General features: G+C 47.5%; 19 protein-coding genes. All 19 read right to left on the bottom strand.

What is annotated here, in order from left to right:
- Positions 1 to 60 precede the first annotated feature (60 nt).
- The 19 genes from ACSHX2_RS12310 to lodA all read right to left on the bottom strand — a co-directional run bounded on the left by ACSHX2_RS12310 (position 61) and on the right by lodA (position 24,192).
- On the bottom strand, positions 61 to 390 hold the full coding sequence (locus tag ACSHX2_RS12310) for a hypothetical protein (protein ID WP_435693249.1): 330 nt from the start codon (positions 388 to 390) through the stop codon (positions 61 to 63).
- A 22-nt stretch (positions 391 to 412) separates the two neighbouring features.
- Positions 413 to 1,432: a DUF5677 domain-containing protein gene (locus ACSHX2_RS12315; RefSeq protein WP_435693250.1), complete on the bottom strand. Its 1,020-nt coding sequence runs from the start codon at positions 1,430 to 1,432 to the stop codon at positions 413 to 415.
- Between the two features lie 5 nt (positions 1,433 to 1,437).
- Positions 1,438 to 2,550 (bottom strand): 5-methylcytosine-specific restriction endonuclease system specificity protein McrC, encoded by a 1,113-nt coding sequence (mcrC, locus tag ACSHX2_RS12320; RefSeq protein ID WP_435693251.1) that lies wholly within the window; start codon positions 2,548 to 2,550, stop codon positions 1,438 to 1,440.
- 1 nt (position 2,551) lies between these two features.
- On the bottom strand, positions 2,552 to 4,747 hold the full coding sequence (locus ACSHX2_RS12325; protein ID WP_435693252.1) for an McrB family protein: 2,196 nt from the start codon (positions 4,745 to 4,747) through the stop codon (positions 2,552 to 2,554).
- Positions 4,748 to 4,814: 67 nt separating this feature from the next.
- Positions 4,815 to 5,045, bottom strand: coding sequence for a GIY-YIG nuclease family protein (locus ACSHX2_RS12330; protein ID WP_435693253.1), 231 nt, complete (start codon positions 5,043 to 5,045; stop codon positions 4,815 to 4,817).
- Positions 5,046 to 5,193: 148 nt separating this feature from the next.
- Positions 5,194 to 5,871, bottom strand: a complete 678-nt coding sequence (locus ACSHX2_RS12335; protein ID WP_435693254.1) for a hypothetical protein — start codon at positions 5,869 to 5,871, stop codon at positions 5,194 to 5,196.
- Positions 5,872 to 5,941: 70 nt separating this feature from the next.
- A complete protein-coding gene (locus ACSHX2_RS12340; protein ID WP_435693255.1) occupies positions 5,942 to 7,015 on the bottom strand; it encodes a hypothetical protein in 1,074 nt (357 codons plus the stop codon).
- The gene (locus ACSHX2_RS12345) at positions 7,015 to 8,691 is read right to left on the bottom strand and encodes an AAA family ATPase (protein WP_435693256.1); all 1,677 of its coding nucleotides are present in this window, start codon (positions 8,689 to 8,691) and stop codon (positions 7,015 to 7,017) included. Before ACSHX2_RS12345 ends, ACSHX2_RS12340 begins: the two co-directional genes overlap by 1 nt.
- Positions 8,692 to 8,694: 3 nt before the next feature.
- Complete coding sequence (locus ACSHX2_RS12350; RefSeq protein ID WP_435693257.1) at positions 8,695 to 10,071, bottom strand: restriction endonuclease subunit S; 1,377 nt, start codon at positions 10,069 to 10,071, stop codon at positions 8,695 to 8,697.
- Positions 10,068 to 11,564: an N-6 DNA methylase gene (locus tag ACSHX2_RS12355; RefSeq protein WP_435693258.1), complete on the bottom strand. Its 1,497-nt coding sequence runs from the start codon at positions 11,562 to 11,564 to the stop codon at positions 10,068 to 10,070. Before ACSHX2_RS12355 ends, ACSHX2_RS12350 begins: the two co-directional genes overlap by 4 nt.
- An 83-nt stretch (positions 11,565 to 11,647) precedes the next feature.
- The gene (locus ACSHX2_RS12360) at positions 11,648 to 12,004 is read right to left on the bottom strand and encodes a four helix bundle protein (protein ID WP_435693259.1); all 357 of its coding nucleotides are present in this window, start codon (positions 12,002 to 12,004) and stop codon (positions 11,648 to 11,650) included.
- Positions 12,005 to 12,176: 172 nt separating this feature from the next.
- Positions 12,177 to 13,169, bottom strand: a complete 993-nt coding sequence (locus ACSHX2_RS12365) for a Fic family protein (protein ID WP_435693260.1) — start codon at positions 13,167 to 13,169, stop codon at positions 12,177 to 12,179.
- A gap of 90 nt (positions 13,170 to 13,259) precedes the next feature.
- The gene (gene hsdR / locus ACSHX2_RS12370; RefSeq protein WP_435693261.1) at positions 13,260 to 16,781 is read right to left on the bottom strand and encodes a type I restriction-modification system endonuclease; all 3,522 of its coding nucleotides are present in this window, start codon (positions 16,779 to 16,781) and stop codon (positions 13,260 to 13,262) included.
- A 979-nt stretch (positions 16,782 to 17,760) separates the two neighbouring features.
- Complete coding sequence (locus tag ACSHX2_RS12375) at positions 17,761 to 18,159, bottom strand: hypothetical protein (protein ID WP_435693262.1); 399 nt, start codon at positions 18,157 to 18,159, stop codon at positions 17,761 to 17,763.
- Complete coding sequence (locus ACSHX2_RS12380) at positions 18,152 to 18,412, bottom strand: helix-turn-helix transcriptional regulator (protein ID WP_435693263.1); 261 nt, start codon at positions 18,410 to 18,412, stop codon at positions 18,152 to 18,154. The genes ACSHX2_RS12375 and ACSHX2_RS12380 overlap by 8 nt, the downstream gene beginning before the upstream one ends.
- A 43-nt stretch (positions 18,413 to 18,455) precedes the next feature.
- Positions 18,456 to 19,331 (bottom strand): hypothetical protein, encoded by an 876-nt coding sequence (locus ACSHX2_RS12385; RefSeq protein WP_435693264.1) that lies wholly within the window; start codon positions 19,329 to 19,331, stop codon positions 18,456 to 18,458.
- A 1-nt stretch (position 19,332) separates the two neighbouring features.
- Positions 19,333 to 20,499, bottom strand: coding sequence for a tyrosine-type recombinase/integrase (locus ACSHX2_RS12390; protein ID WP_435693265.1), 1,167 nt, complete (start codon positions 20,497 to 20,499; stop codon positions 19,333 to 19,335).
- Between the two features lie 491 nt (positions 20,500 to 20,990).
- A complete protein-coding gene (gene lodB / locus ACSHX2_RS12395; protein ID WP_435693266.1) occupies positions 20,991 to 22,112 on the bottom strand; it encodes a lysine-epsilon-oxidase maturase LodB in 1,122 nt (373 codons plus the stop codon).
- Positions 22,113 to 22,143: 31 nt separating this feature from the next.
- On the bottom strand, positions 22,144 to 24,192 hold the full coding sequence (lodA, locus tag ACSHX2_RS12400; protein ID WP_435693267.1) for a CTQ-dependent lysine 6-oxidase LodA: 2,049 nt from the start codon (positions 24,190 to 24,192) through the stop codon (positions 22,144 to 22,146).
- Positions 24,193 to 24,316: the final 124 nt, after the last annotated feature.

Genomic DNA, 24,316 nt, shown 5'->3' on the forward strand with positions numbered 1-24,316 from the left:
TGAAAAAACAGTTACAAAGCAGTTACACTTTTTCGGTGAGACTTGGAGAACTCGCTTCACTTAGTTTCCTAGCATGTGGATGCTGTGCTTTCCCTGGAACCAGAGCCCTGTGACACGGCTTTGGCGAAACTTCCCAAGATAGCCAACTTGTTTGTCATATACTTCAATATGCCACGAATGTGTCGGGTGGGGTTTTAGATTTGCTCCTAACTCTTTGAGCTCAGTGAGCCATGATGAGAAGTTTGAAACAGTCAGAACAGCTCTGAGTGCTTGTGCTTCATGAAATTCATTGATGTCTCGGAGTGTGGGGATCGTCTCAGCAAAGCCTGGTATTGAGAGTGCCTGATGGACGGCTGAGAGAAGCGCATTGCGTGGTTCGAGGTCAGTCATGGTGGGAGATGGTGTAGAGGTGTTAGTCTATCCTTTGACTGGCTCTCGTTAAGCTTTCTTCGATCTTTTGGAAAAGTTCATTGAGGATATGGCCTTGGACGATCGACTCACAGCTGGGGAATAATAGGGAAATCGCGTGTGTGGTGATAATGAGGGAGCGTGCACAGAGCGCAGCGGGGGCGGCGAGGCCTTCGTGGCTGGGAGCTCGATTCATTTTCATCTTAATGCGCATGGTGCCCAGCGAGCTTGATGATCCATTCGCTCCAGCATGAACCTTGTGGCTTGCTTGTTTGTAATAGAGGCGCATGTTTTCATCACCCACAGATTCTTCCAGATCTTTGAACTGCGGGTTTTTCATGTCGAGGGCTTTAGCTGCCCATCCGTAGCCGTTCTTGAAAGCCTTTCCGTGTTTTTGGAGCAAACTGTGTAGGGCGTTTTCAAGGTCTTGCATTTCTTTGACTGGAATCTGCTTCTTGCCACTGAGTTCAGCTAGTTCGTTGTCTAGCTCACAGCATTTGATGTGATCCACGATTTCGTGTTCGAGATAAGCCTCGGCACATGCATCTCCATGTTGCTGTAGAAATGCCGTGGTGATCGCTATTTCGTGAAGTGAGCGCCAGCGAGAAAAGGCAGCATCGGGGAAGCCACCCTTGAGCATGTGCAAGACCTCTTCTGCGATCAGGCAAGCACGGGAGTGATTCCTGATCAGTGCGCTGAAAAGGTGCTCTTGGCCAGGCGTGCCAACTTCATTCGATTCCTTTATTAGGCGCGTTCCCCATTCAAGGTTGAGATGGATACACTGCTCGAGTAAGTTCAGTCCATCACCCCAGAAAACCTGAATGCCGTTCTGGATGTTCGTGATGTATTTGGTTCGCTCTCTTAGAGTGGCGGCACGGGATGCTTGTAGATTCTTCCATTGGTCTCTCCACTGTGATTTCAATAGGTCTGGAATGCATTCGCTGCCTTTCCCGTCGTAAAGGCGCATTGCCTCCTCTGGGTACTTTTGGTATTCCTCGTCTATGTAGCTTTGTAAGTCGCGCATGATAATTATGTGAAGCTATTTGCGTGAAGATCTAGCAAGCGTTGCCTAATGCCTAGAGCTGTTAGACCTAGGTTTAGTGTGCAGAAGCGTATCTTATGCTGTTGGATTGTGGCGAACTCATCAAGTTCCTCACCCACAGTGGGGTGGAGTAGCATACCTTGTGTAACTAAAGACTGAGGGGCATCCTCGATTTCCTGGCTGCGAAGATAGGCGTACATTTGATAAATATAGCCATTACGGAGAGATTGTTCTCTGTAGTATCCAGAAGCAGTCACGGCATTAAATTTGGTATCAATTACGAGTCGTTGTTTGGAACGTTTGCAATCGATTATTGTGTCCGTCTTCATGCCCGGTAAAATGTCATTGATGCTTGGGGATTGTTCACTGATCTGCCATTTAAACCACTTTCCAGAAGTGACTGACCATTCTGATTTTTCCAAATTCACGCTGTAGAAGCCTGCAATTGCTTTCTCGAAGAGCTTCCTTAGGAAAACGATGTTTCTATCCGGAGTTTGAAGGTGATGTTGGCCTGCCAATTCTTGAGGTATGGTAAGGTTAAATACGAGGTCAGCAGCCGCGACCATCTTTTGATCAGAAAGATCATTTCTGCCCATTCGTTCATTCTTACTATTATAGTTTACAGGTTTACCTTTTTTGACTCCTAGCCGATCGAGGCGGAGAGAAATAGTATTGCATCGCTGTGCAATCGTTCGACTTTTCACCATCAACGAGATCTTCTCTAGTGCTGCCCTGACATATCGATTTCTAGGTGTATCGATGGTTAGTTCTTCAAAGCGGCAATGAACTTTACCTTTGTCCAATAGTCTATGCCTTTGCGTACGGAGAATATCTATACGTCCTCGGACTCGGTTGATTGTTTCTTCTCTTTGTCTGTAACCAAAGCTGAGGTTTCGCATTAGTCGTTGTTCAACTAGGCTACATAGTATTTCAGCTACGAGATCTGCAATATTTTCAGGGTTATCTTCGACCTCCACTTTTGAATGACCAAGGTGTCGATAGAGATCAGAAGCGTAGAGCATAAGAAGCCAGAGATTCCGAACTGGAATTTTGCCGACCATAGAGATTTGCTCTTCTTCAGAGAGTTGAACTTCGGGCATATTAGAAATCTGCTAGTAGATCTTTTTTAGCCCTTGAAGCCTTCTCAGAGTCATCGAACCAATATTCCTCGAGTAATGGTCCAATTTCGGTTTCAACGACACTCCTGAACCAAGCATTCGAGTCTTTAACTATAGTGTTGAATGCTGGAGTGACATAGCTGTGTCCGACTTTAAACTGAGCACCTAGGTTTCGGTCATCAGCGATTTGAGTGTTCAACGAGAGTAAGCGATCCTCGATCAATTTGAGCGTGTCTAACGGGATGCGAGCCTTGTTGTTGACCCATTCATGCCATAGTTTACCAAATATAGGCTCTAAGGTGATGAATGCAAAGCGTCGTCTGAGAGCTAGGTCGACAAGCGCGAGGGATCTGTCAGCAATGTTCATAGTCCCGATCACGTATAAATTATCTGGGATGTGGATTTTTTCTCCGACTTCGCGAGAGTAGCTGAGTTCTAGTGCTTCTCTGGGTGTTCTCTTGTCAGCTTCTAGGAGTGTGAGCATTTCACCAAATATCTGAGCAGGATTACCTCGGTTTATTTCTTCAATTACAATCACGTGTTTGGTCGCGGGGTCTTGTTGAGCCTGCTTGATCATGTCTAGGAAGGGGCCATCGACTAGGGTGAGCTTTCCTTCTCCAGAAGGTCGCCAACCTCGAATGAAATCTTCGTATGAGAGATTAGGGTGAAATTGAACGGCACGTAATTTACTTTCATGCTTGGCTCCCATCAGAGCATAGGCCAGACGTTTGGCTAACCACGTTTTCCCTGTGCCTGGAGGCCCCTGAAGAATCAGATTTTTCTTCGTCCGCAAACGCTCAAGAATAGCCTCTAAAGATTTTCTTTCCATGAAACTACCATCACTAATGATGTCATTGATTGTATAATCTTCGAGGATGATGGGCGTGAGGGCGTGCTCCATTTCATCGTCAATTAACTCAACTTTAGGTGAGTTGTCTTCATAGTTAAATGCAGCCAACGATAGGTCTGGAAAAGAATGAACAGGGAAAGCGTCTTCTTTGAAACGCAACGTGAGAGTATCTAACGTTTTGAGGTAATTAGCCGCACTACACCGTTTCTTTGCTCCTAATTTCTCAATCTCGATCCCCAAACTATTTGTAATATAGCTCTGAGACTGCGCATCTAATGTTAAGTAATTCCAAGGGCGAATCCAATAGAGTCCCATCGTAATGTTCCAACCCACTCCACGTTGTTGAGTTACTCTGTTATAGCAGTCGATAAACTCGGATCGATCAGGTTCATTGATGCTGTCGGCTGAACTGAGAGCTGTGGCAAACATTTCCCAGAGCGTTTCAATATCGTCCGCTCCTTGGTTTTCTTCATAGGCGAAAAACCATGACTTTTGGTTGTTGAGTATAGGTATGCCTTCGAATGATTGGGGCACACTCTCTGTGACTTCTAAGAAGTTTGCGAGAGCAGTCGCTATACTGGATCTATTCGCAGAGGTGTAACCTCGGTTAAATACCCCAAACACTGTAAATGGACAAATGTCATTGAGTTCTTTATCTTGTATATAGGAAAGCTTGAATTCTTCTGCGAGGTTGTGGATAAAATTTATGAGAGCTTTTCGGTCATCTCTGTGCTTCAAAAGGGCATCAGCTACGGCTTCGTAGAATACCGTCCATTTGAACCTCTCTTCTTCAGTAGTGTGGTCGCCAAACCGCTCATGCCAATATGGATGGTTGCGGAAGCGATCTATATCTTGAGGGATGTCATTAAAGGCGAAGTCGACCAAGGCTTGTCCAGCCCAGTCTTCGAGCTTTGGTCGCCAGACAGTTCCTTGAAGGGTGTAGAAATACCAGACCTTATCTTCACCCTCGGGTGACACCCATTCCCACTCTACCTCAATATTTTGACCGTCACCATGGTTTTTGGTAATTGTGCCGGTAGCCTTGATACGCATACAGGAGACAAAGTGCCCTCTGTTGTTGAAGGGGAGGTCATTCTTACGGGTGTAGGTTGCTTTGATCGCGATACGATCACCGGGTTTCATCGATTTGACATCTTCCGCGTATTTGTCCTCATGGCCATTTTGCCAGATTCCTTCGGAAGTAAATCGCTCAGTTTGATCTCGGTCTGATCCATAAGATGCCCCTACTAGCCAATAGGCATGAGGTAGAGGCGGGGTAGTTTGAGTATCTTTGATTACTTCAGTTGATTGATTTTGTAGAGATGACATATTGAGTTTAAGGTAGAGCTAGATGGTTGAAACCGCTTTAAGGTGGTTCGTTGGCTGTTCTTCTTAGCTAGGAGTTTTGGCGTATTACTTGGGCGGTGGCGATGGAATGCCATTCCAGCCATTTGATGTGTGCTTGGGTGAAAGAATGCGTACGTGAGACGAGGATGACAGCGCGGGTCCAGAACTCTTTGTTGGCATCGTGGCTGCGCAGTCGTTGTTTGAGGTCCTCGGTCTGGCCAATGTAGGCTAGCGGCTTGCTGCTTTCGTCTTCAGAGCCAAAGAGAAAGTAGGTGCCCACGTAGTCTGACTCAGGTCGCTCGTAGAAGGACTCGAGGTGGGTGCGTGGTACCGAAATCGCCAGAACGATGCGCGTGGTGAGTTCGGCAATCTGAATGCGTCTGGAGTGCCTTCGGGGAGGAAGGCTTGGAGAGTTTTGGGAGTAGGTTTCATTTCTCGTTCTTGAAAGTTTTCCAGCCTAGTTTGTTATATGCTAGTTTGAAGAAGTTGGTGACATCAGAGTGAAAGTGCTCACATAGATCTTTTGTTAGCTGAAGTTCAGAGTGCTCTGTGAGTAAATAGAGATTTGGATTCTTTTGGTGTAGCTTCTTTAATTGTCCTGACGAGATCACCTCATATTTTGAATGTCCATCATGGACTAAATAGTTCCTAACAATTCTGAGAGCATCAATTCGATTCCAGACAAGGTGATCATTGGGGAGAAGGTTAGAATAAGTAGCTAGATATATCCTTAATTTAGAAACGAGACCACCTTGGCTGCTGCAATCCTCCAGTTTCAGCTTAAGTTTTTTTTCAGATTTTACCGACTGGCTGAGACGTTTTGATTCATTCTCAAATAAAGTGTAAAGTTGAATGAGATTGGTTGAAAATAGCACCTGTTGTTCATCTTCTTGATAGTTTTCAAAACTTGACCTTATAGAGCTAAATTCTTCCCGCTCTTCTTGTGAGTCAACTTTGTACTGAGACTCTAAATCCGTAATTGCCTCGGTGTGCACGAGGTTAAGTTGTCCATATAGTTTTTCAAAAAGACTCTTGTGTAAGCTGAGCTGAAAAACCGTTTCGTAGCCTCTAAGGTCCAATGGAAATAATGAGTTTGTGTCGTCCATCAGATTATCAATGTGTAGTCAGAATTGATTGTTAGCCTTTTGATTGAGGTGTTTTCTTTGTACCCTTGGGCTAAATTTGAATGTTTGCGTTGTTATTGTCGTTCAACAAATTACGTCTTAATTCGATAGCTGCCCAAAGACCTCTGAAGTATGAGTCCTCTTGCTGATCCATCCATCTATACAGCTTAATGTGCCAAAGGTCCCATGGTTCGAGATCGGCCAGTAGGTGTTGCTCCCTTGCTTTTTGTGCAACCTGATATTTTAGGTCGTCTTTGCATGTTGGACGGCAGTCTTTTGTTATGTAGGATATCGTTTTTTTTCTATAATATCCTCCGACCCGGTCTTTCATGCCATAGAGTCTCAGCCAAGATCTCTCGGCAGGTGTGTCGCTGTGTGTTAGTTCAGCTACAAATTCGAAATTGTTCCCATCTGCAAACTTAAGAGACACTAGTTGGTGGATACTTTGATTGAAGGGGTAAGAACACAGGCAGGGATTGCCCTCATCGTCGATGACGGGATCTTTTGTCTTCTTGGCTTTCCCGTTACAAGTCGTGCATGTTGGTAGCAAGTTGTGTGGGTGGACGGCATATTGAGAGTAATCTTTCTTGGGGAGGAGGTGATCGTATGGTCCACGCCAAGAATTATCGCCTTCTGTATTTTCCTGAAATTGAGTGAGCAGCTCTGTAGCACAGCATGGGCAAACGTTGCCATTGATTCTCATGAACTCTTCATAGTGCTCATGAAGGGTTTCGCCACAGTGGCGTTTAACCCCGACTAGGTTTGAAGAACTGGTGTAAAGATGGACAGTTAGGTTTCCAAAAGTTTCAGATAATCTAGCGTCAATTTTTTTGGGGGAATCTGCTTCATTTTGGAAATAAATGCAGAGGTCTTGGCTTTCGATGAGCATTTGATAAAACTCTCTTCGTTCAGTCGTATCAAAAATTTCGTGCAACTTTGAATGAAGGGCTTCAAATCTGTCTCGTGTTGCGGGATTATCCCATAGCTCTTTACCTAACGGGTCCGGAAATAGAGCTTCAGAGTAGTCAACTTCGTGAATGCTTACTTGGATAAATTTAAGAAGCTCCAGATTTAGGCCTTCAAAAATTTTAGGTGACGGGGTTCTGGAGTCAATCGGAGTGAACATTATTCAGATAGTCTATTCACAATGAACGATTTTTCCATCGACTCTCCGACATGCTCTTCGATCCATTGGACTGCTTGTGTAGGTGAATTTTGATATTCAGCAATCTTAGCGTTGATTTCATCGATAGCTGTACTTGAAATGAGAGAGTTCATGTCAAAAAATGTTTTTGATAAAAATTCAAAAGAGGAGCCGAAGGTTTGCTCTTCCGCCTGGGTGATATTCAAGTCGTCTTCATTCCTTTTAAACTGATAGACTGAGCTTTTATCTAACGAGGAAAGCATGAAGGGGGAATGCGTTGAAATGAAGATTTGGTGGTCTTTGCTAAAATCACCTTCCAAGTTTCTGATTTGCTCTAGGTTTTTGTGGAACTCTGTTCTCCAGTGAGGATTGAGGTGGGTGTCAGGTTCGTCTAATAGGAACAACGTAGTCTCTGTGTTGAAGACTCGAAGGGCTGCTAGAGTTTGAATGAGCTGAGTTTCACCATCGCTTAAGTCAAAGAAATTTACTTGAGTACCGTCTTCTTTTAGGAAAATGAGTTTAGTTACTTCTAGAGGGAGTTTCTGTCTGATTGGTTTTCGCACTGGCTCATAAAAGTCATCCTTGCGGAGATTTTTTTTGTCAGAGGCTTGCCAATTTTTTGTGCCAAGAAGCTGTACTTTATGAAGTTTTGAAAAGAAACTCGATGGACCAAGAGGGTAGGTCGTGGAAAGAGTATCACTCGCTTGATTTACATCGATTGAGAGTTTTCCTTGCTCATAGAGTTCTTCTTCAAAATCTATGTTTTCCTCGGTAAGCTCAGTATCGATACTATAACATCGGATTTGTTGGACTGGGTTAGTGACTTCCCCGTGGTGTTTAGCTACATGTATTAGGTCGCTAAGAACTCTCTCTTCATCGTCTGTATATGGTCTTCCACGCAGGTTGAATGCAAGGGTAAAACTACTTATTGAATGGTATCCAATCTGAGCACAAAAGCCTTCCAGTTCGTCAGGAGGCAGAGTAGTCAGTGAGGCCACCAGCAACGCAGTGGAGTCGTAGTCTATTAGCGTAGCTAACGGAGGTCTGGTGTATGCCCTTTCATTTTGAAATAAGTGTGGGAAGCCCATTTTATACCGAATACGTAATGTCTCAGCATCTTCGAAAGTCTCTTGGGAATTAAGTTTCTCCTGAAACTCAAGCATCACTCGTCGTCTGAATAGTAGAGCGTCATAGTAATGAGTAATGTTCTTTAGAAAAGGCCGTTGAAGGTTTTCATTGAGACCTGAGGAGTATCCAATGATCTGGTTGGGTAGATCGAGTGCCTCTAGGGGGATTTCTGAAAAATCTTCATCCGGGGGATAAGATGGAGGTTCTGGATCTGGATGAGTTATTTTAACAAAAATAGTCAAATGCCGGTCATTCCATACCACTTTGTATTTCTTGGTGACTCCAATATAATTCGTAATGCTATAGAAAATCTCAAAATTAAAACCGAATGTTTTAGGCGATTTGAAGTCGACGCGCTGATGTCTCTCTAAAAAGCAGAATATTTCGGCGACTAGTTCCAGGAAGTTGGATTTTCCTGCGCCGTTGAGGCCGACTAGGGCAATGATGTCAGAGTCTGAGTCTCGAAAGTCGAAGACTTGGTTTTTTAGCCCTTTGTAGCTGCCGATTAGTTCTAGATAATGAAGTCGCATGGCTTAGAATAGGTCCTCTTGTACGACTAACTCGCCGCGGAAGGCTTTGGCTAGGAGGGATTGGGTGAGGGAGGAATGCTGAATTTTGAGTTTAGAATGGAGAAGTTTGATGGCGTCGATGCGGGCGAAGGCGGCTTCGAGGAGGCGGACGATTTCTTTTTGTTCTGCAGGTGGGGGGAGAGGTTGTCCCAGACTTCTAATAATATCAGTATTGAGGTTTGGTTGTGCAGCTCCCTTATTTAACGAACGTAAATATTGGGTTTGTGAGGATAACCAATTGTAGCCAAAGAGTAACATCTCAGTCGGGTATCCTAGAATCCCGGCAATGCCATCATTCCCACAAGCATCAATTGCTAGAATTTTAGGAACTCCTAAGGTCGCCCCGCTGTTAGATAGAAGTAGAGTGTTCTTTGGAAAAGTTCTACTTTTTTCGACGCCTATTGGAGTTAAAAATTGTGAACTTTTAGTTAAATAAGGTGAACTGCCACTTGTAATGTTTTTTACGGTTAGCCAAGGGAATTGCCCTCCAAAAAATTTAGGATCTCCAGCTGGTCTAGGTGATGCTCCTCGCACGATGAAACCAAGGTCATCGATTGCGCAGTATAGCCATGAATTTGGAAGTTGAGCTAACGTCTTTGTGTGTTCAGCGTCTATTTTTACAGGCTTCTTGTATTTGGACCGCCAATTTGGGGGAGGGGTTTTGCCTTTTTGTTCGTACTTTTTGAGTTCGGTTTGTTCCCATTGTTTTTGGCGTTCTTTGCGGAGGCGGGTGAGGAGGTCTTGGGCTGATTCGTGTTGGATGCCTTGGGCTTTTTGTTGTTCGCGCCATTTGGCGGTTAGGTCGCCGCGGAAGGCGGAGGCAAGGAGTGAGGCGCGGTAGTCTTCGAGAAGTATGGGGATGGAGCCGAGGGCGTCGCTAGAGCGTTCGATGTGGCCTTGGCAGGTGTCTAACTTGGCAACAATCCGCTTTTGCTCGTTGAGTGGCGGGAGAGGCACAGTGACAACCTCTAGACTTTTTTTCGTGATTTGAGGTTGGGCTGATCCTCCTATAGCATCTTCAAAGCCACGGTTTGTGAGAGCTAATTTTGTAAATGAAAAATCAATCTGGTTGGTTTGCAATTCATCGAGAGCCATTGCGTTCCCATTCACCCATGACTTGGGCTTTGATACGTTGATTGTTCCGCACGTCGCTCCACGACATGTGATGAGTATGGTCGGAAACTCGTGTGTATATTCTGAATGAAATCCTATTTGACCGTTAGCTCCATACACTGGGTACCCATCTTCAGAAAGCTTAGACTTTGAAAGTGTGGGCCATTGTTTTGGTGACGAAATATCGAAAAGTGAAACCTCTTCCCACCCTTTAGGTAATTCACTCATGCCATTTCCTCCTGAAGTTTAGTAATGGCGGAGATGGCTTGCTCGAGGTTCTTCTTGATGTCCTCGGCGATGACTTCTGGTGAAGCGAGGTTTTCGGAGGCTGTGGTGTCATCATCGCGGAGCCACGTGATGTCGAGGTTCTCGTTGCGCTCGGCTATCTTTGCGCGGGTGTACTTACGGAAAGTTCCAGTGTCGCCTCCGTCCTTTCGTTTGGAGGTGCCGTGTGGATTTTTTCCAAAGGCTTTCTCGAAGGGCTTGAGGTCTTTCTCTGTGAAAGGTGTGCGCTTGCCGTAGGAGGGGGCATTGGTGCGGAGATCGTAGTACCAGATATGCTGGGTACAGCCTTCTTCCTGTCGTGGATTTTCTACAGTCCCCTTGGTGAAGAAGAGGACATTGGTCTTGACGCCAGCGGCGTAGAAGATGCCGGTGGGGAGGCGGAGGATGGTGTGGAGATTGCACTTATCCATTAGGTCGCGGCGGATGTCGGCTCCGGTGTTGTCCTCGAAAAGGACGTTGTCTGGGAGGACGACGGCGGCGCGGCCACCGGGCTTGAGTGCGCGGTAGATGTGCTGGAGGAAGGCGAGCTGCTTGTTGGAGGTGGGGAAGGTGAAGTCATCGCGCAGTTCAGAGGCGGTAGAGCCCCCCTTGGAGGTGCCGAAGGGAGGGTTGGCGAGGATGATGTCGACCTTCTCGAGCTTGGATCCTGATTTGCTGAGGGTGTTGCCGAGATGGACCACGCCATCGGCATCGCCTTCCATGCCGTGGAGCAGGCAGTTCATGAGGGCGAGACGGCGGGTGTCGGGGACCAGCTCCACGCCGAGGTAGGCATTGGAGCGCTGCCAGACGCGATCCTTTTCGCTTAGAGTGTAGAGGTCGTCGGTCCGTGACTTGATGTATGCGTCTGCAGCGATGAGGAAGCCTGCGGTGCCTGCGGCAGGGTCCTGGATGGTCTCGCCAGCCTGTGGTTTGACGCAGCGGACGATGGAGTCGATGAGTGCGCGGGGCGTGAAGTACTGGCCTGCGCCGGACTTGGTCTCAGTGGCATTCTTTTCGAGGAGGCCTTCGTAGACGTCGCCAAGGTCGTCCTTGTCGGATGAGAACCAGTTGAGGGCATCGAAGGTGCGGACGAGTGCGGCGAGATGGCGCGGCTCGCGCAGGGAGGTCTGAGCCTCGGCATAGATAGCGGTCACCATCGGGTCGATGGCGACAGGTGTCTCGCCGTCCTTGCCCGTAGAGAGGGTGAGGAGGAGGCGCTTGTAGAAGTTGAGCTGCTCAATGCCGCTTTTCTCTGAAAGGTCTGTCCAGCGGTAGCCTTCGGGGAGGCGGACTTTGTAGCCTTTCTCAGGATCTGGGTTGATTCTGGACTTCTCGTCTTCCATTTTAATGAAGAGGAGGAGGACGAGTTCGGTGACGTAGTCAGAGTAGTTGATGCCATCGTCGCGGAGGACGTCGCAGGTTTTCCAGAGTTTCTGGACGAGATCGTTTTGAGTCATGGGAATGAATTTAGAATTTAGAATGCCGAATTTAGAATTACTCGGTTGATGGATGCTGAATGGAGAATGCCGAATTTAGAAGTTTAGTTACTTCGAGCATTTTTGATGATTGTTGTGAGGATAGCGATGAGCTGGTTGGCTTCGTCGGTGAGTGAGGTGAGCTTGGACTCGGGGATGATGTCTGTTTCTGCTAAAAGGCGAAGCCAGTAGTGGGTCTCGCGTGCTTCTTTGCATGCGATGGTGAGTTTGGCGATGAAGTCGGGCTTGCTGTGGCCAGCCTTGGCTTCTTCGACGTTGGCTCCAATGGATGTGCCAGACCTGAGTAGTTGTTTGGCCAGTGTGCGAGATACATCCGAGCCCTGCTCAAGGGTGCGACATAGCAGCACAATGCGCTTCGCAAATTCAAAGGTCCTTTCTCGTATTTCAGCTGGCTCACTCATTAGAATTTAGAATTTAGAATTTAGAATTTAGAATTTAGAATTTAGAATTTAGAATTTAGAAGTTGGAAGTTGGAAGTTGGAAGTTGGAAGTTGGAAGTTGGAAGTTGGAAGTTGGAAGTTGGAAGTTGGAAGTTGATTGGTTGCGTCGTGCCGGTCTTCCAAATTCGGCATTCTAACTTCTAAATTCTACCGCTACGCGGTATTTTTGGAGGCGGCTGTTGGGTTTGTCGGGGAGGGTGCGTTCGATGTGGCCTGACGCAAGTGCGGGGTGGAGGTAGTTCTTACGGAATGTGGCACGGTGGGAGAGCCCAAGTGCAGCCATGCACTCGCTGGTGCTGAGTGGGCCAGATTTCAAAACCTCTAGGAGAGATTTGACTGGGTCGCTCACTGGGTTGTTGACTGGGTCGCTTGCTGCCTGTGTCTCATGGAGAGCTTGTAGTAAGGAGCTGAGTATAAATTCGATAAATTGGGCGGAGTCGGCGACCTTGTCACATGCTGCGAGCGTGTCGTAGTAGGCTTGTTGGTTCTGGCGAATGACGTCTTCTACTGGGAGGTAGGCGAGTGCTGGTTTCCAGTGGCTCAGAATGAGTGTCTGCCAGAGTCGACCAATACGGCCATTGCCATCGGCAAAGGGATGGATGAACTCTAGTTCATAATGGAAGACGCAGCTGGCAATGAGCGGGTGGACGTCGGTCGTTTCAAACCACTCCAGAAGATCGCGCATGAGGCCAGTGACCATGTCGGCTGGTGGGGCAAGGTGGACGACAGTTTCGCCTTTGGCTATGCCAACCGTACCAGAACGGAAGGAGCCAGGGCGATCGACTAGGCCATCCATCATCAGCGCATGGGCAGCAAGTAGGTCGTCGATGCTTTGTGGCTGCCAAGTTGGGAGAGCATCGTAGGCTTGGAAGGCATTTTTCACCTCGAGCACCTCTTTCGGTGGGCCTAGTACGCGCTGGCCTTCGAGGAGTGCTGTGACTTGCTCTAGGCTGAGAGTATTGTTCTCGATGGCAAGTGATGCATGAATGCTCTTGATGCGATTGCCACGGCGCAGTTGCGGTGGAGCTGGTGTGGCATCGCCTAATCCAAGTCGGCCCACCTGCTCAGCAATCTGCGCAAGGAGATCGAGAATGGCCGAGGTGATGGTGAACGGTGGAGTTGGCATGGAATTTGGAGTTTAGAATTTAGAATTTAGAATGTTGAAGTGGGAAGTGTTTGACTTCTAAATTCGGAATTCTCCATTCTAAATTCGCGGTTAGGCGCTTTCCCAGAGTTTTTCGGAGAGGGTGGAGAGGACAGTGTCTAGCTGCTTGCCGAGGAGGCCATCGAGACGGGTAGAGCCGCCGTGTTCGACAAAGGCCTGGTTGACGAATGTGTGGTCAATGACGACTTCGTGGGTGAGTTGCTTGGCGAGGCGGTCGAGCCATTTTTTCTGCACCTGACTCCAAGTGGTGAGGGCGTAGATATGGTTCATGGCATGTTTGACGCGGTCCTCGAAGTTGAGAAGCGGTTCGCCTAGAGCGGCCTGACGGATGTAGCCGATGATGCTGGCAGCGATGTCTTGGTTGGTCTTATTTCGCCAGGCGGTGGCGAGATTAGCTTTACTGTAGCCATGTTGATCGAGCAGGAGTTTGACTTCCTTGAGCTGGTCACGAGTCAGGTCTTTTGGGGCAGTGACGCAGGCGGTGAGCGCGGCTGACTCATTGAGGTGATCCTTGATCCACTGGCTGAAGCTATCGAGGTAGTCCTCGGGGCGAACGAAGCCTTCGGTGACTTGATTCCGGCCTATGAATTCATCTTCCAGTTCAGAGATGATAGGAAACTGCTTCGTGCCTACTCGTTTCTGGACCTCATCGATGTTTTTATCGATGGCAGGGAAGGTATCAAAGAAGTTGGCTGCTTCTACTGGGCCAAGCTGGTGAAGGTGCTGGTGGAGGTGGGCAGGAGCGACGCCCCATTGGTCTTCTAGCTCGTTGAGACGTTCTTTGAGCTGCGGGTCAGTTTCGGCCTTTTTCTCAGCCTTGCGGAAGACGCGCATGAGCTTCTGGTTGATTTCATTGAGAACGTCTTCAGCGTGTTGTTCTTCTTTCTTAGCGGTTTCGCTGGAGTCTCTAGGCTCGGTAGTTTCTGAGGAGTCGGTTAGAACATCGGCGTAATTGACGTGCACGCGTGGGTTCTTGAGCTCGCTGATGAGTTCTTTAAGCGGGATGTTAGGGCGCTTGACCAAGGGTTTCATGGTGCTGACTTCCTCAAGCGCAGCGTAGATGTCTACGGGGTCGTAGATCTTGAAAGTGGTTTTGGCAATCTCGGGGCAGCGACGAGTGGCGCGACCGATCATTTGCTCATAGAGAATGCGTGAGCGAACTCGGCGCAGGAAGACGAGGTGGCAAATTTTAGGGACATCGATGCCAGTGGTAAGGAGGTCTACCGTGATGGCGATGGTGGGGTGGCGCTCGTTTTTGTAGCGCTTGATGACCTTGGCGACTTGGTCGCTTTTGCCAGTGATCTTGCGGACGGAGGCTTCCTTGTAGGTGTCGCCATAGAGTTTATGGAATTCCTCGTCTAGTAGGCGCTTGACCATGTCAGCGTGGATGTCGGTGGCGCAGAAGATCATGACCTTCTCATCGCCATCTGGATCAAATTCTTGAGCGAGTTGTTCGCAGATGACTTGATTGAAGCTCTCTGTGATGACCTGGCGGTTGAAGGATTCGACATCGAACTGGAGGTCGTCTTCTAACTCTGCGAGTTCTACGCCTTTGGTGTTAGAGTTGATGACTGAGACGCTGTCGCCCTTTTCGAAATGGATGCCATGCTTGGAGAGAACAGTCTCGTAGCGGATAGGTGGCTCGTGGTCGATGAGCCAGCCGTCCGCCACAGCTTCGCGGTAGGAGTAGGTGAAGACCGGCTTGCCAAAGATGTCTGAGGTGTGCTTGGCGGGAGTGGCGGTGAGGCCGATTTTGACAGCATCGAAATAGTCGAGCACGCGACGGTAACTGGAGAGGTAGCGTGCTGGGTCACGGTGAACGAGTGACCCCTCAGTCATTTCCTGATCGAGGGTGTAGCCGCGGTGTGCTTCATCGACGATGATACAGTCGTAGCTGTCGATATTGGGGGCAGAGTCGGAGTTGAACACGCGTTGGACCATAGCCTGAACCGTGGCGACCTGAATGCGGGTCTCGGCCTCTGCAGCCATGTCGCCAAGCTCGGCGATGTTGTAGATGGTGGAGAGATTTTGGTTTTGCTCGAGCGGTGCGTCTTGGAAGGCTTCGAGGGCCTGGGTGCCGAGTGAAGTGCGGTCTACGAGGAAGAGGATACGCTTGAAGCGCTCTGCCTTGAGAAAGCGGTAGATGAGGCCAATGATGGTGCGAGTCTTGCCGGTGCCGGTGGCCATGGCGAGTAGGCAGCTGGTGGGTGTGCCATCTGGCTGGGTGGGGGTGGTCTCGAGCTTGTTTTCTACGGCGCGGATCGCCTTTTCTTGGAAATCGTAGAGCTGGAGGTAGGTAAAGCTTTCTGTCTGGAGCTTCTGGAGGGCGATGGCGTTGTCACGCTTCAGCAGATCTAGCAGGCCTTCAGGACTGTGGAAGCTGGGGAGAGATTTCGCGATGTTAGACGGGCTGCGCACATCACGGAACCAGGTGCCGGATTTCTCACGTAGCTGTTTGACGAAGGGCTTGCCATTGCATGAGTACACGAAGGGGAGGGCGTAATGGCCGCTCTCGTCGTCTGGCCACGCGACGGTGCGCCCAGCGACCTCGTAAGCCGGTTTGACGTTGTCAGGTTGCTGGAAGTCCCTGGAGTAGCGTTGCGCTTGTGGGATCTTTCCCGCGACATCGACGTTGTTGCGCTTGGCCTCGACTGCGGCAATGGGGGTGAGTCCCGCGAAGAGGATATAGTCAGCGGGGCCACTGGCTGTGGGGTACTCGGCAATCGCTTGATTGACGCCGTGTTTAGGTTTGGTTCCCTTGCTGTGGCGTAAGTTGATAGAATCCGCTTCCCAGCCGGCATCGATGAGAAGCTGATCGATGAGTTTGCGGGTGGTGGCTTCGTCCATCTCGTGGTCAAAGGCCTTCTGCGCTGCAGCGATGGATTCAGGAGTGAGAAGTGGGTTCGCCGCCTCTGGAGCTTCTTCGCCTTCCTTAGTTTCAGCAGGCTTGTGGGCTGCGAGAAATTTCTTTTGCTCAGCTTGGAGCTTTTGTTCTGATTCAGCTGCTAGATCAAGTGCAGCTTCGAGGTCTGAGTATTGCTCTTGTGCTGCTTTTTCGGCTGCTAAGTTTGCGATGGTGGCTTCTTTTTGCTGGGCAGCAAGTTTCTGTTTGGCTAGTTCTTCGTGGATCTTTGCTAGCTCGTCTTTGAGTGCTTCTGATGCATCTGGCGTAGCTTGTGGAGGGATGAACGGTCCGGCCTTGAACTGTGGGTTGCTGAGGCTGTGGAACCAGATGGCGGTCATTCTGCCGAGCTTGAGGCCAAAGAGAGCTTGAGGAGCGGTGGCTTCAGCTTCGTGGGTCGCGGAGTTACCGAGCTTGCGCAAGGTATGCATGGCGTCAGCCAATTGTTGATCGATCGCCCCTTGATATCTCAGCTCACTAATGCGCTTGGCGTTGTCGGATTTTTCATCGTTACCTAGCACGCTCACTAGAATGCCCTCTAGCAGCTGTCTGAGACGAGTGAGTGCTAGGTCAGGGCTTCTGAGGCAGAGACGTTCAGCATCAACAGCTAAGCGGTGTAGATGAGGTTGCGATTTGGCTAAAAACTGGAAGTTTGGGGACTTTAACGACATGAGGAGAAAACGGTGAGACCACTCTAGTCGTATTCAAATCGCCGTTTCAAGGTGCAAGTTAGGAAATGTTAGATAACAGGTCTAGTATTGTGAATTGCGGAACAGCTATGATTTAGGATAGTTCCCGAATGTGAAGTCGTTAATGAGCTTATAGTGTACCACTTGTGTGTTTTTTGTGAGAGTTGCGGAACCATTACGCGCGCGTGCGCGAGGGAACTCTGCTGAGATGCTCGCATTAAGAGAGTGTAACAGGGTGTTGGTAAATGTAACAAATGGAATTAATTGCAAATTTGCAATTAATTCCATTTGTACCTTTTTTCACCCGTCAATGGGGGTACGCAGAGCCATACAAGGCAGTTCTATTTTATTTGCCGTGTTGATAGTTTCAATGACTAGGGCTCTACCCAGTCATTGCGAGACGCCCCTTACTCAACATTGGAGAGTTCTCTTCTTTCCTCGTCTGAGGGTGGGAAGAAGTGACTCCGAGTAAATAGGCCAACATTCGTTAGATTGGATTAGAGAGACTTGTTGGGGATCCCTCCAAAATTTCATAACATACGACACGCCATCTCGGTTCGGATCGTATGTTGTGACTTCAGCTTTTCCACCCTCATGAATGCAGCACTCCCAAATATTTCTTATGTCATCGCAAGAGACATTGCTCGGTAATCCTGCGAACATTCCGTGTAGATGGATATGCTCCAGCGATTTTCCGAATTCTATTTGGACCATATATAGAGCACTTTGCCTCTTTTTCGCTGACTTCCCGATGCATTTTCTGAGAAGCCTACCTTTAAAGCCTAGAAAGCACTGCTTGGCACGTTTTTCAGTGATGCCGTGGCATGAGAACGTGAGAGTGAAGAAAAACTGCCACCGTATCTGGCGAAGCATGTGCTCTACACCATTTAATCTGGTGGTCGAATACGATGCTTCGCCTGAAATAGGCGAGTTCATTTAGTATTAGGGCTGTAACCCTGTTTTACACTGCAAACGGTAGGTCAGACTCTTCAGGCGGGTTAGGCCTGATCAGCGCATAAAGTGAACACCGATTTTTCGTTCCAGTGTCCTGGCAATACGCAGAAAATTGGACATTTTTAATTTCCCAGCCTAATTTTCTTATCTGAGAGATAGTGGTGCTAGTACTTAATGTTCCAGCCTTGTCAGATAACACTTCAATGGAGATGTAACCTCCATTTACTGCGTGCAGCATGTCAAAAATAATGCGTGCTTTTGACCCGTATTTGGGGACCTTTTGATAGGATTCCATAGTTGTATCTTTTCTATGGCCTTGCCCTTTGAGGAAGAAGTGGTAAAAAGAAATTGCAACAAATCTTGTGCCGTTCTTCTGCCTCGCAGGGGAGCGGCCTTTTTTATGCAACAGAGTGTTTAGTGAGTGCTTTGATAACACTATTCCAATCAAAGCGTACTGATCTACCAATTTTGATGTGAGGAATTTCCCCACGCTTCACGAGTAGTTCGACACTTCTCCGGCAGAGTTTTAACCGTCTAGCAGCTTCCCGGTAGTCGATGAGCTCTTTTGAGGGCTGTGACTCGTGATGAGAGATTGGAGTATTAGGGGCTGTGACCTTATTCGGTTCCGTTGTTTGTTTGAGCGCTTTATTCGCTGTCATGAGGGAAGAATACGCTTCCGTTCGCATATTAAGAATAGCGTCCCTAGATATTAGTGAAGTTTTTTGTAAGAGTCTCTAGATCAGATTTTTCTGTTCTGTTTTTGGTTAATATTTTTTTCACATTACATTGATCTGTGGAAGTTGGAAGAAGAGGTAGACCGTACTCTGTGTGAATGAGTTTACTAACTCTAGTTATATCATTTTTTCCAATATTCGCACCTAGCTGAACCTTTGAGGCTTTGAGTAACTCAGACGGTGAGGGATAAATTTCCTGATCTAAGAAGCTTCTCATTTGTTTTAAGACTTGAAGGTGTTTGTAGTGGGGAAAGTTACGTTTTTCTCCGAAATCAATACGCTTACTTTTGTTGAAGTACTTTGTTAATCTAGATATGGATTTTTTCCATATTTCAACTTGCTCCTTAGTGAGTCCCTTCTTGTTTAAAGAGAGCTCTTTAATACGTCTCTCTATGAGGGTTGTTTTTTCAGTTATGTTTGCTGAAGAGTAATTACTAATCGTAAGAGATGTATCCTGTTTGTGTGACAAGTTCCCTTCGGGACTTAAAGAATCTATAACGTCTCCGTTAGACGGCTTCTTCTTTTTTTGATATCTTTTGTTTGTAGTCTCATTATCAGAGTTCAATCCTGCATAACTGGGCTGTTTGTATGTGCTACAAACGCTGATCATTTTGATGATTAATTGCAGTTTAACCATATGTTGTTCAGGCAAACTTTCTAGGGAGAGGGTTTGATTACCTCTAGGTGATTCGATAGCTGATATATGCAGGTATTTTTCAGTCTCAGCTAGTCGATTTTCAACTTCGGTCAGGAAGTGGAAAAAATGTTCAGAATAATCAACCTGAGGGTTCTCTACATAATTCCTGATAGGGTGAGCTAAAGGTTCGTAGTGTATTTTGCTCATCTTATGCGGAAATTGAGGTGATGTTGTTTTCAGACTCAGGCATGATTGCCCAAAATGTTTTTGCCTCTTTCTCAGTCACAAGTTTTCTGTAATGGGCGAAAAGGAGTTGCGAGTTTGAGTGACCTAACGAATTGGCTAGCTTGTCCGCAGTCTTATGAAGAGCGAGGTGGTAAGAGGCGTATGAGTGGCGTCCAGCATTGTGAGGCCATTCTTCAATTCTTGCAGCCTTACGTGCTTTGTCTAAGCCAATGCGGTATTGGCTTTCAGAAGTAATTAGATTTCCTTTTGGTTGAGCTAAAGGCTCTAACCATGCTTGGAGGTTCTTACTGATAGGAATGTGGCGGGTCTTTGCGGATTTTGCAACTTTAGCACGAATGCGAATGATGGGCTCATCGTCGCTCAGATGAATGTCAGACCAATCGAGCTTTAGAATCTCTTCACGTCGCGCCCCTGCGAAAAATGAGATAGCCAGAGCTGGTAAAAGATTGTCGTCAGCATGGCATAGTAGGGATGCTACTTCTTGAGGTGAGAGAATCCCGATATCCCCACTGACAACTTTTGGATTCATGGCGTCTTTTACTGGATTATGGGGCGTGGCCTTAATCTTGATGGCGTGATTGAACATCTGGTGAAGAGCGCGCCTGTAATGTTGCTGTGTGAGTTCGGCTACTTCTAAATTCATGAGGAAGTCGTCAATAATCTCGGTGGAGATGTCATAGGCCAACCAATCACCGTAGGTAGCGTTAAATCGCTTGAGGCGGCTTTCGATGGTGTCACGGTGGCGAATGCTCTTCTGTTCGCTTTTGAGACGCTTGAGGAGCTTATCTGCGATAACTTCGCAGGTGATGGAGCGATTTCTATCAGCAATGCCTTTGGCGTAGCTCTCAACGGCGTCTTTGAGTGAAACCTTCTGCGCGTGTTCTGGAAGGATAGTGATGAGTTTGCGGAACGCGATCACGGCGTTTCTTTCTTCCTCAGTAATTGCTGCGTGCTTGGAGCCCTCCTCGGCTAATTCGTCTTCCTTGCCCGCTGCCCATTCTTCAGCTCCATCCTCACCTGTGAGCTTTCTGAAATACTTTGTTTTCCGTGTGTCTCCATCAGGATAGAAAACACGGAATTTGTAGCGGTGGCTTTTTGGGAGTTTTGAGATTGTCACCTTATTGCGCATGACTGCGAAAATGGGCGAATCTAACTCCCTTTTCAATGAAAAACAGTTACAAATCGGTTACGTTGTGTAAAATTGCTTGATATGTGGGTTTTTACTACGGTCTTCAAAACCGTTGTGAGTTTGTTATGAACTCGGCTTGGTTCGATTCCTTGCCTCTCCGCCAATGTTTAATGAGTGTTACAGGGTAGTTCTGTGTGAGTTCCGATGAAATGAGTGTATTGGAATTAGTGTTGGTCGGTAGTAATAGGGTGTGGGCCAGTCTGGAAAAATGGGACAGGTTGCTAAGCTTAAATATGATAAAGCAGCTCATGGAGGGCTCTTTATAAAACGAGTCCTTTCTAGTGCTTAGCACCAATTTCTGTGTGCTCTAGACATCTATCTGGAGTTTGTCAGAGCAGGGAGTCGCTACAGCTAAGGCGCCTGAGACACATTTGTAGCCACAACAATAAAAGCTGTGAACTTATGACCGCAGTGTGGCTTGTAACAGGTAATCAAGCTTTGGCATAGTTTTGCCGGCGTTGCCAGAATGGTTCGTTTGGCCAGCGGTTTTCTTGCTGATAGACCTTTAAACTTTGTTCTAGGTAGTTGGAGAAATGCTGATTCAAATCATTCTGATAGACAGCGAGAGCGTCTGAGTTCTCTGATGCTAAGACCTCCCGGATCACGCGTGCTGCGTGCGAGGCTGAACTCAGAGCAAAGCCAAGCCCTGTAGAGGATATTGGATCAAAGCCACAGGCAGCATCTCCCACTGAAATGAACCTCTCTAAGCTGGAACTATCGACTATCTGGCTGTATGCGTTGCGCACCCATGGTGCGGCTTGCTCACAATAGCTGCCAGATGCTCGTTGTTTGGTATGAACAGTTTTATTCAATGCTTTGAGCCAAGAAGTGGACTTGTGGAAGCCATGCTTGGACACAATGTCGGCATCGGTAAAAAAAGTGACTACCAGTTCAGTAGCAGAGATCTTTGCGCTATACCACCATCCGTGTGGTGAGGTTTCTAACACTAATTTGTTCTCCACATTTTGACCTTCTGGAAGACTAAGGAAACATCCCACTCCCACCAGTTGATCGTGCTTTTTTTGTGAAAAGTCTAACAGCCTAGCTAATGATGAATGACGGCCAGTCGCATCGACGATGAACTCGGCACGCACAGAACGTGTACCTTCTGTCTCATGCTTGATCTCCACAGACCATTTTCCGTTATCTTCTTGTGCAAATTGTGTGCAGCGCGAGCGCGGCCATAGGCGACCTCCATGTTCAATCACCTTTTCTATCAAGGTTAGATCCAATGCTTCACGGTCGATTTGATAAGTCGACTGCTCGGTAGAGAAAACCATGTCCCTATCAACAGCTTCGGATGATCCCCAATACGAAGTGGTACCGTAGGATGGCAACATGAAGTCTTCGTCAAAGGTTTCTTCATTCACTCCTAAGTACTCTAGCAATTCTAAAAATTGGCTAGAGACATGCTCTCCGACCCTAAGGCGATTGAGGTCTGAGGCTTCGACCACTAAAACTGAAAGCTTTGAGTACTTCAATAATGCTAATGCGGTGGAGACCCCAGAAGGGCCTCCACCTACAATAAGTACATCTACTTTAGATTCTCTCATAGAACCAAAATGTATGCGAGAGAGAGAGGCGCTAACGGCGCATTCTCGTGCCGGAACGAGGGAGGCCGAGTCCTTCATCAGCAATAGCAATCTCCTTGAATTCGTTTTCCTCGATGGATGCCATCAACATTTTCGCTCGTGTGCTGCGCTTCTTCACCTTCTCAGGATCTGGCTCGATGAAGAACACTGGTATAGTGGTCTCATTATCTTGCGGGTTCTGACTGATAGTACCAATACCTACTTCTTCATAGCTGAAGAGCTCGTTGTTACGTTCAGTTTCCGTGAAGTATGGGAAACCTTTATCACTTGAGTTATTATTGCGAATGAACGCCAAGGCTGACCAGTGCTCGACCATCTGCACGAAGCTATTGATGCCGCGTGCATAGTTCATCTGCTGACCTGCTGGAAGATGAGAGTGAGCCTGCCCATCTTCAGTTAGCTCACCTGTTAGCACATCCCACGGGCTCTGTGGTGGCCACCAATACGAATAGTAGGTAGGTGGTAATGGTTCATTTCCAGTGTTCGTTGCGTGTTTATTGACACTTGGGTCAGTGAAATTCACAGGCTGCACTGTACATTGGAAGAAGTCAGCCTGCCATGGGCAAGCCATACGCTTTGTTAGATCTCCTGGCTCACAGCCACCACCTTCACATTCATCGCGAGATGGGTCGAGGCCAACTGTCTGGTAACCATCTTTGCCTAGGTGATCAGCAATTTGATAGGCTGATTGGTAAATCGCTGGGTTCTGCACACTCCAAGTAACTTCGATGCCTGGGCACATAGGTAGTCCCACACAGTTTCCGACACTAGCCATGTCTTTAGCGCTTATCGGGTAGGGTTGGTAGTTCGGGTCGCTCACGAAGGAGCCCTTTGCCCATTGTTCGAGAAGGAAGTACTGTGTCGTATCCAGAGCCAAGAATTTGACGATGTTTACGTTGCTCACTGAATTACTACCCGAGTTGAGTGGCATCATCGGGAAGTAGTCCGAGTTGTTATCTTTAAAGAGCAATTCCTGTGGTTGATCTGGTGAGGTGATCGACTTGTCATTACCTTCACGGAAGTATGAAAAATAGTTCTCACGGTTTGCCTGATTTTCTGGGCTGTTGTCGGAGAAATCGAAGATATTAGATGCAAAACTCATCATCGACTGAGTATTGGCGACCCATTGGTAGTTTGCGATTCTTTGAATAATTGGCAAAATATCACGTTGGTAGTTTGCTTGGAAATCCTCGTTCCATACTCCATTTGTGCACATATTCGGTACAAGATCGAAATGGCGTACAGCCACATCAAACATCGTGTCTGATAGAGCTGAGATGTTGACAATCTCTGGAGCAAAATCTGGAGAACCTATGATGACCCATGCTTGAAGATTAATCGTGGTACCGTCGTTGAGTGTCACAGTGCAGTATACTGGCCCATCAGAGATATCATCGTGCCAAGTGTCAGATCCGCCATAGCTCGTGAGTGGCTCATCTCCACCCGCATGACCGTAAGCACCGATTACTATGAGTCTTCCTTCGTCATCAGTGATTAGTTCACCGAGAGTGGTGATAGATGTGCCGTATTGGACAGTCGAAGGTGGAAAGGTTGCAGGGTAACCATTAGGGACATTGGCTTGGTCAAATGCTACCGATTGACGCACACCAGAAAGTGTTCTAGGCCCTGGATCGACAATCAACTTCTGTCTCTCGTCGTACGTGGTTTGCTTGGCATTGCGCCATGGCACAGCTCTGTTTGTGTAGCTATTCGCTTCACCATAAAGTAAATTCCCCTCAAGTTCTGAGTACTGGTACCACGCTGCTTTCTTATTCGCTAAATGCGCAGTCCACTTAATCGATGCCACGTCGGGGTGACTCAGAGTTACTTCATTTCCCTGATCATCAAAAAGTCTAAAGAGCTGTCCTTGGCGGCGCACTTGACCAGATGCATCCTTGAAGTTCTCAATCGGACCTAACTGATTGCCATAAGCGTCAGCTTCAAATGGTAGTCCACCTATTGTTTCTGGAGCTAAACAAAATTGGCCTTGGCTGTTTCCCAGTCGACCGACTCCCGTCTTTGGATGTATCGCAATATTCATTTTTTACACACGTTGTTAGAACAACGCATAAACTACGCGTAAGCAATTTAACTAACAAGTATAAAGTTAGATTAGGTGGTGAAGTACACCGCCGAAAGTCTTGGCTGAGCCTTATAGCTATTGG

Source organism: Rubritalea sp. (assembly GCF_051252225.1).
In the GTDB taxonomy this organism is placed as follows: domain Bacteria; phylum Verrucomicrobiota; class Verrucomicrobiia; order Verrucomicrobiales; family Akkermansiaceae; genus Rubritalea.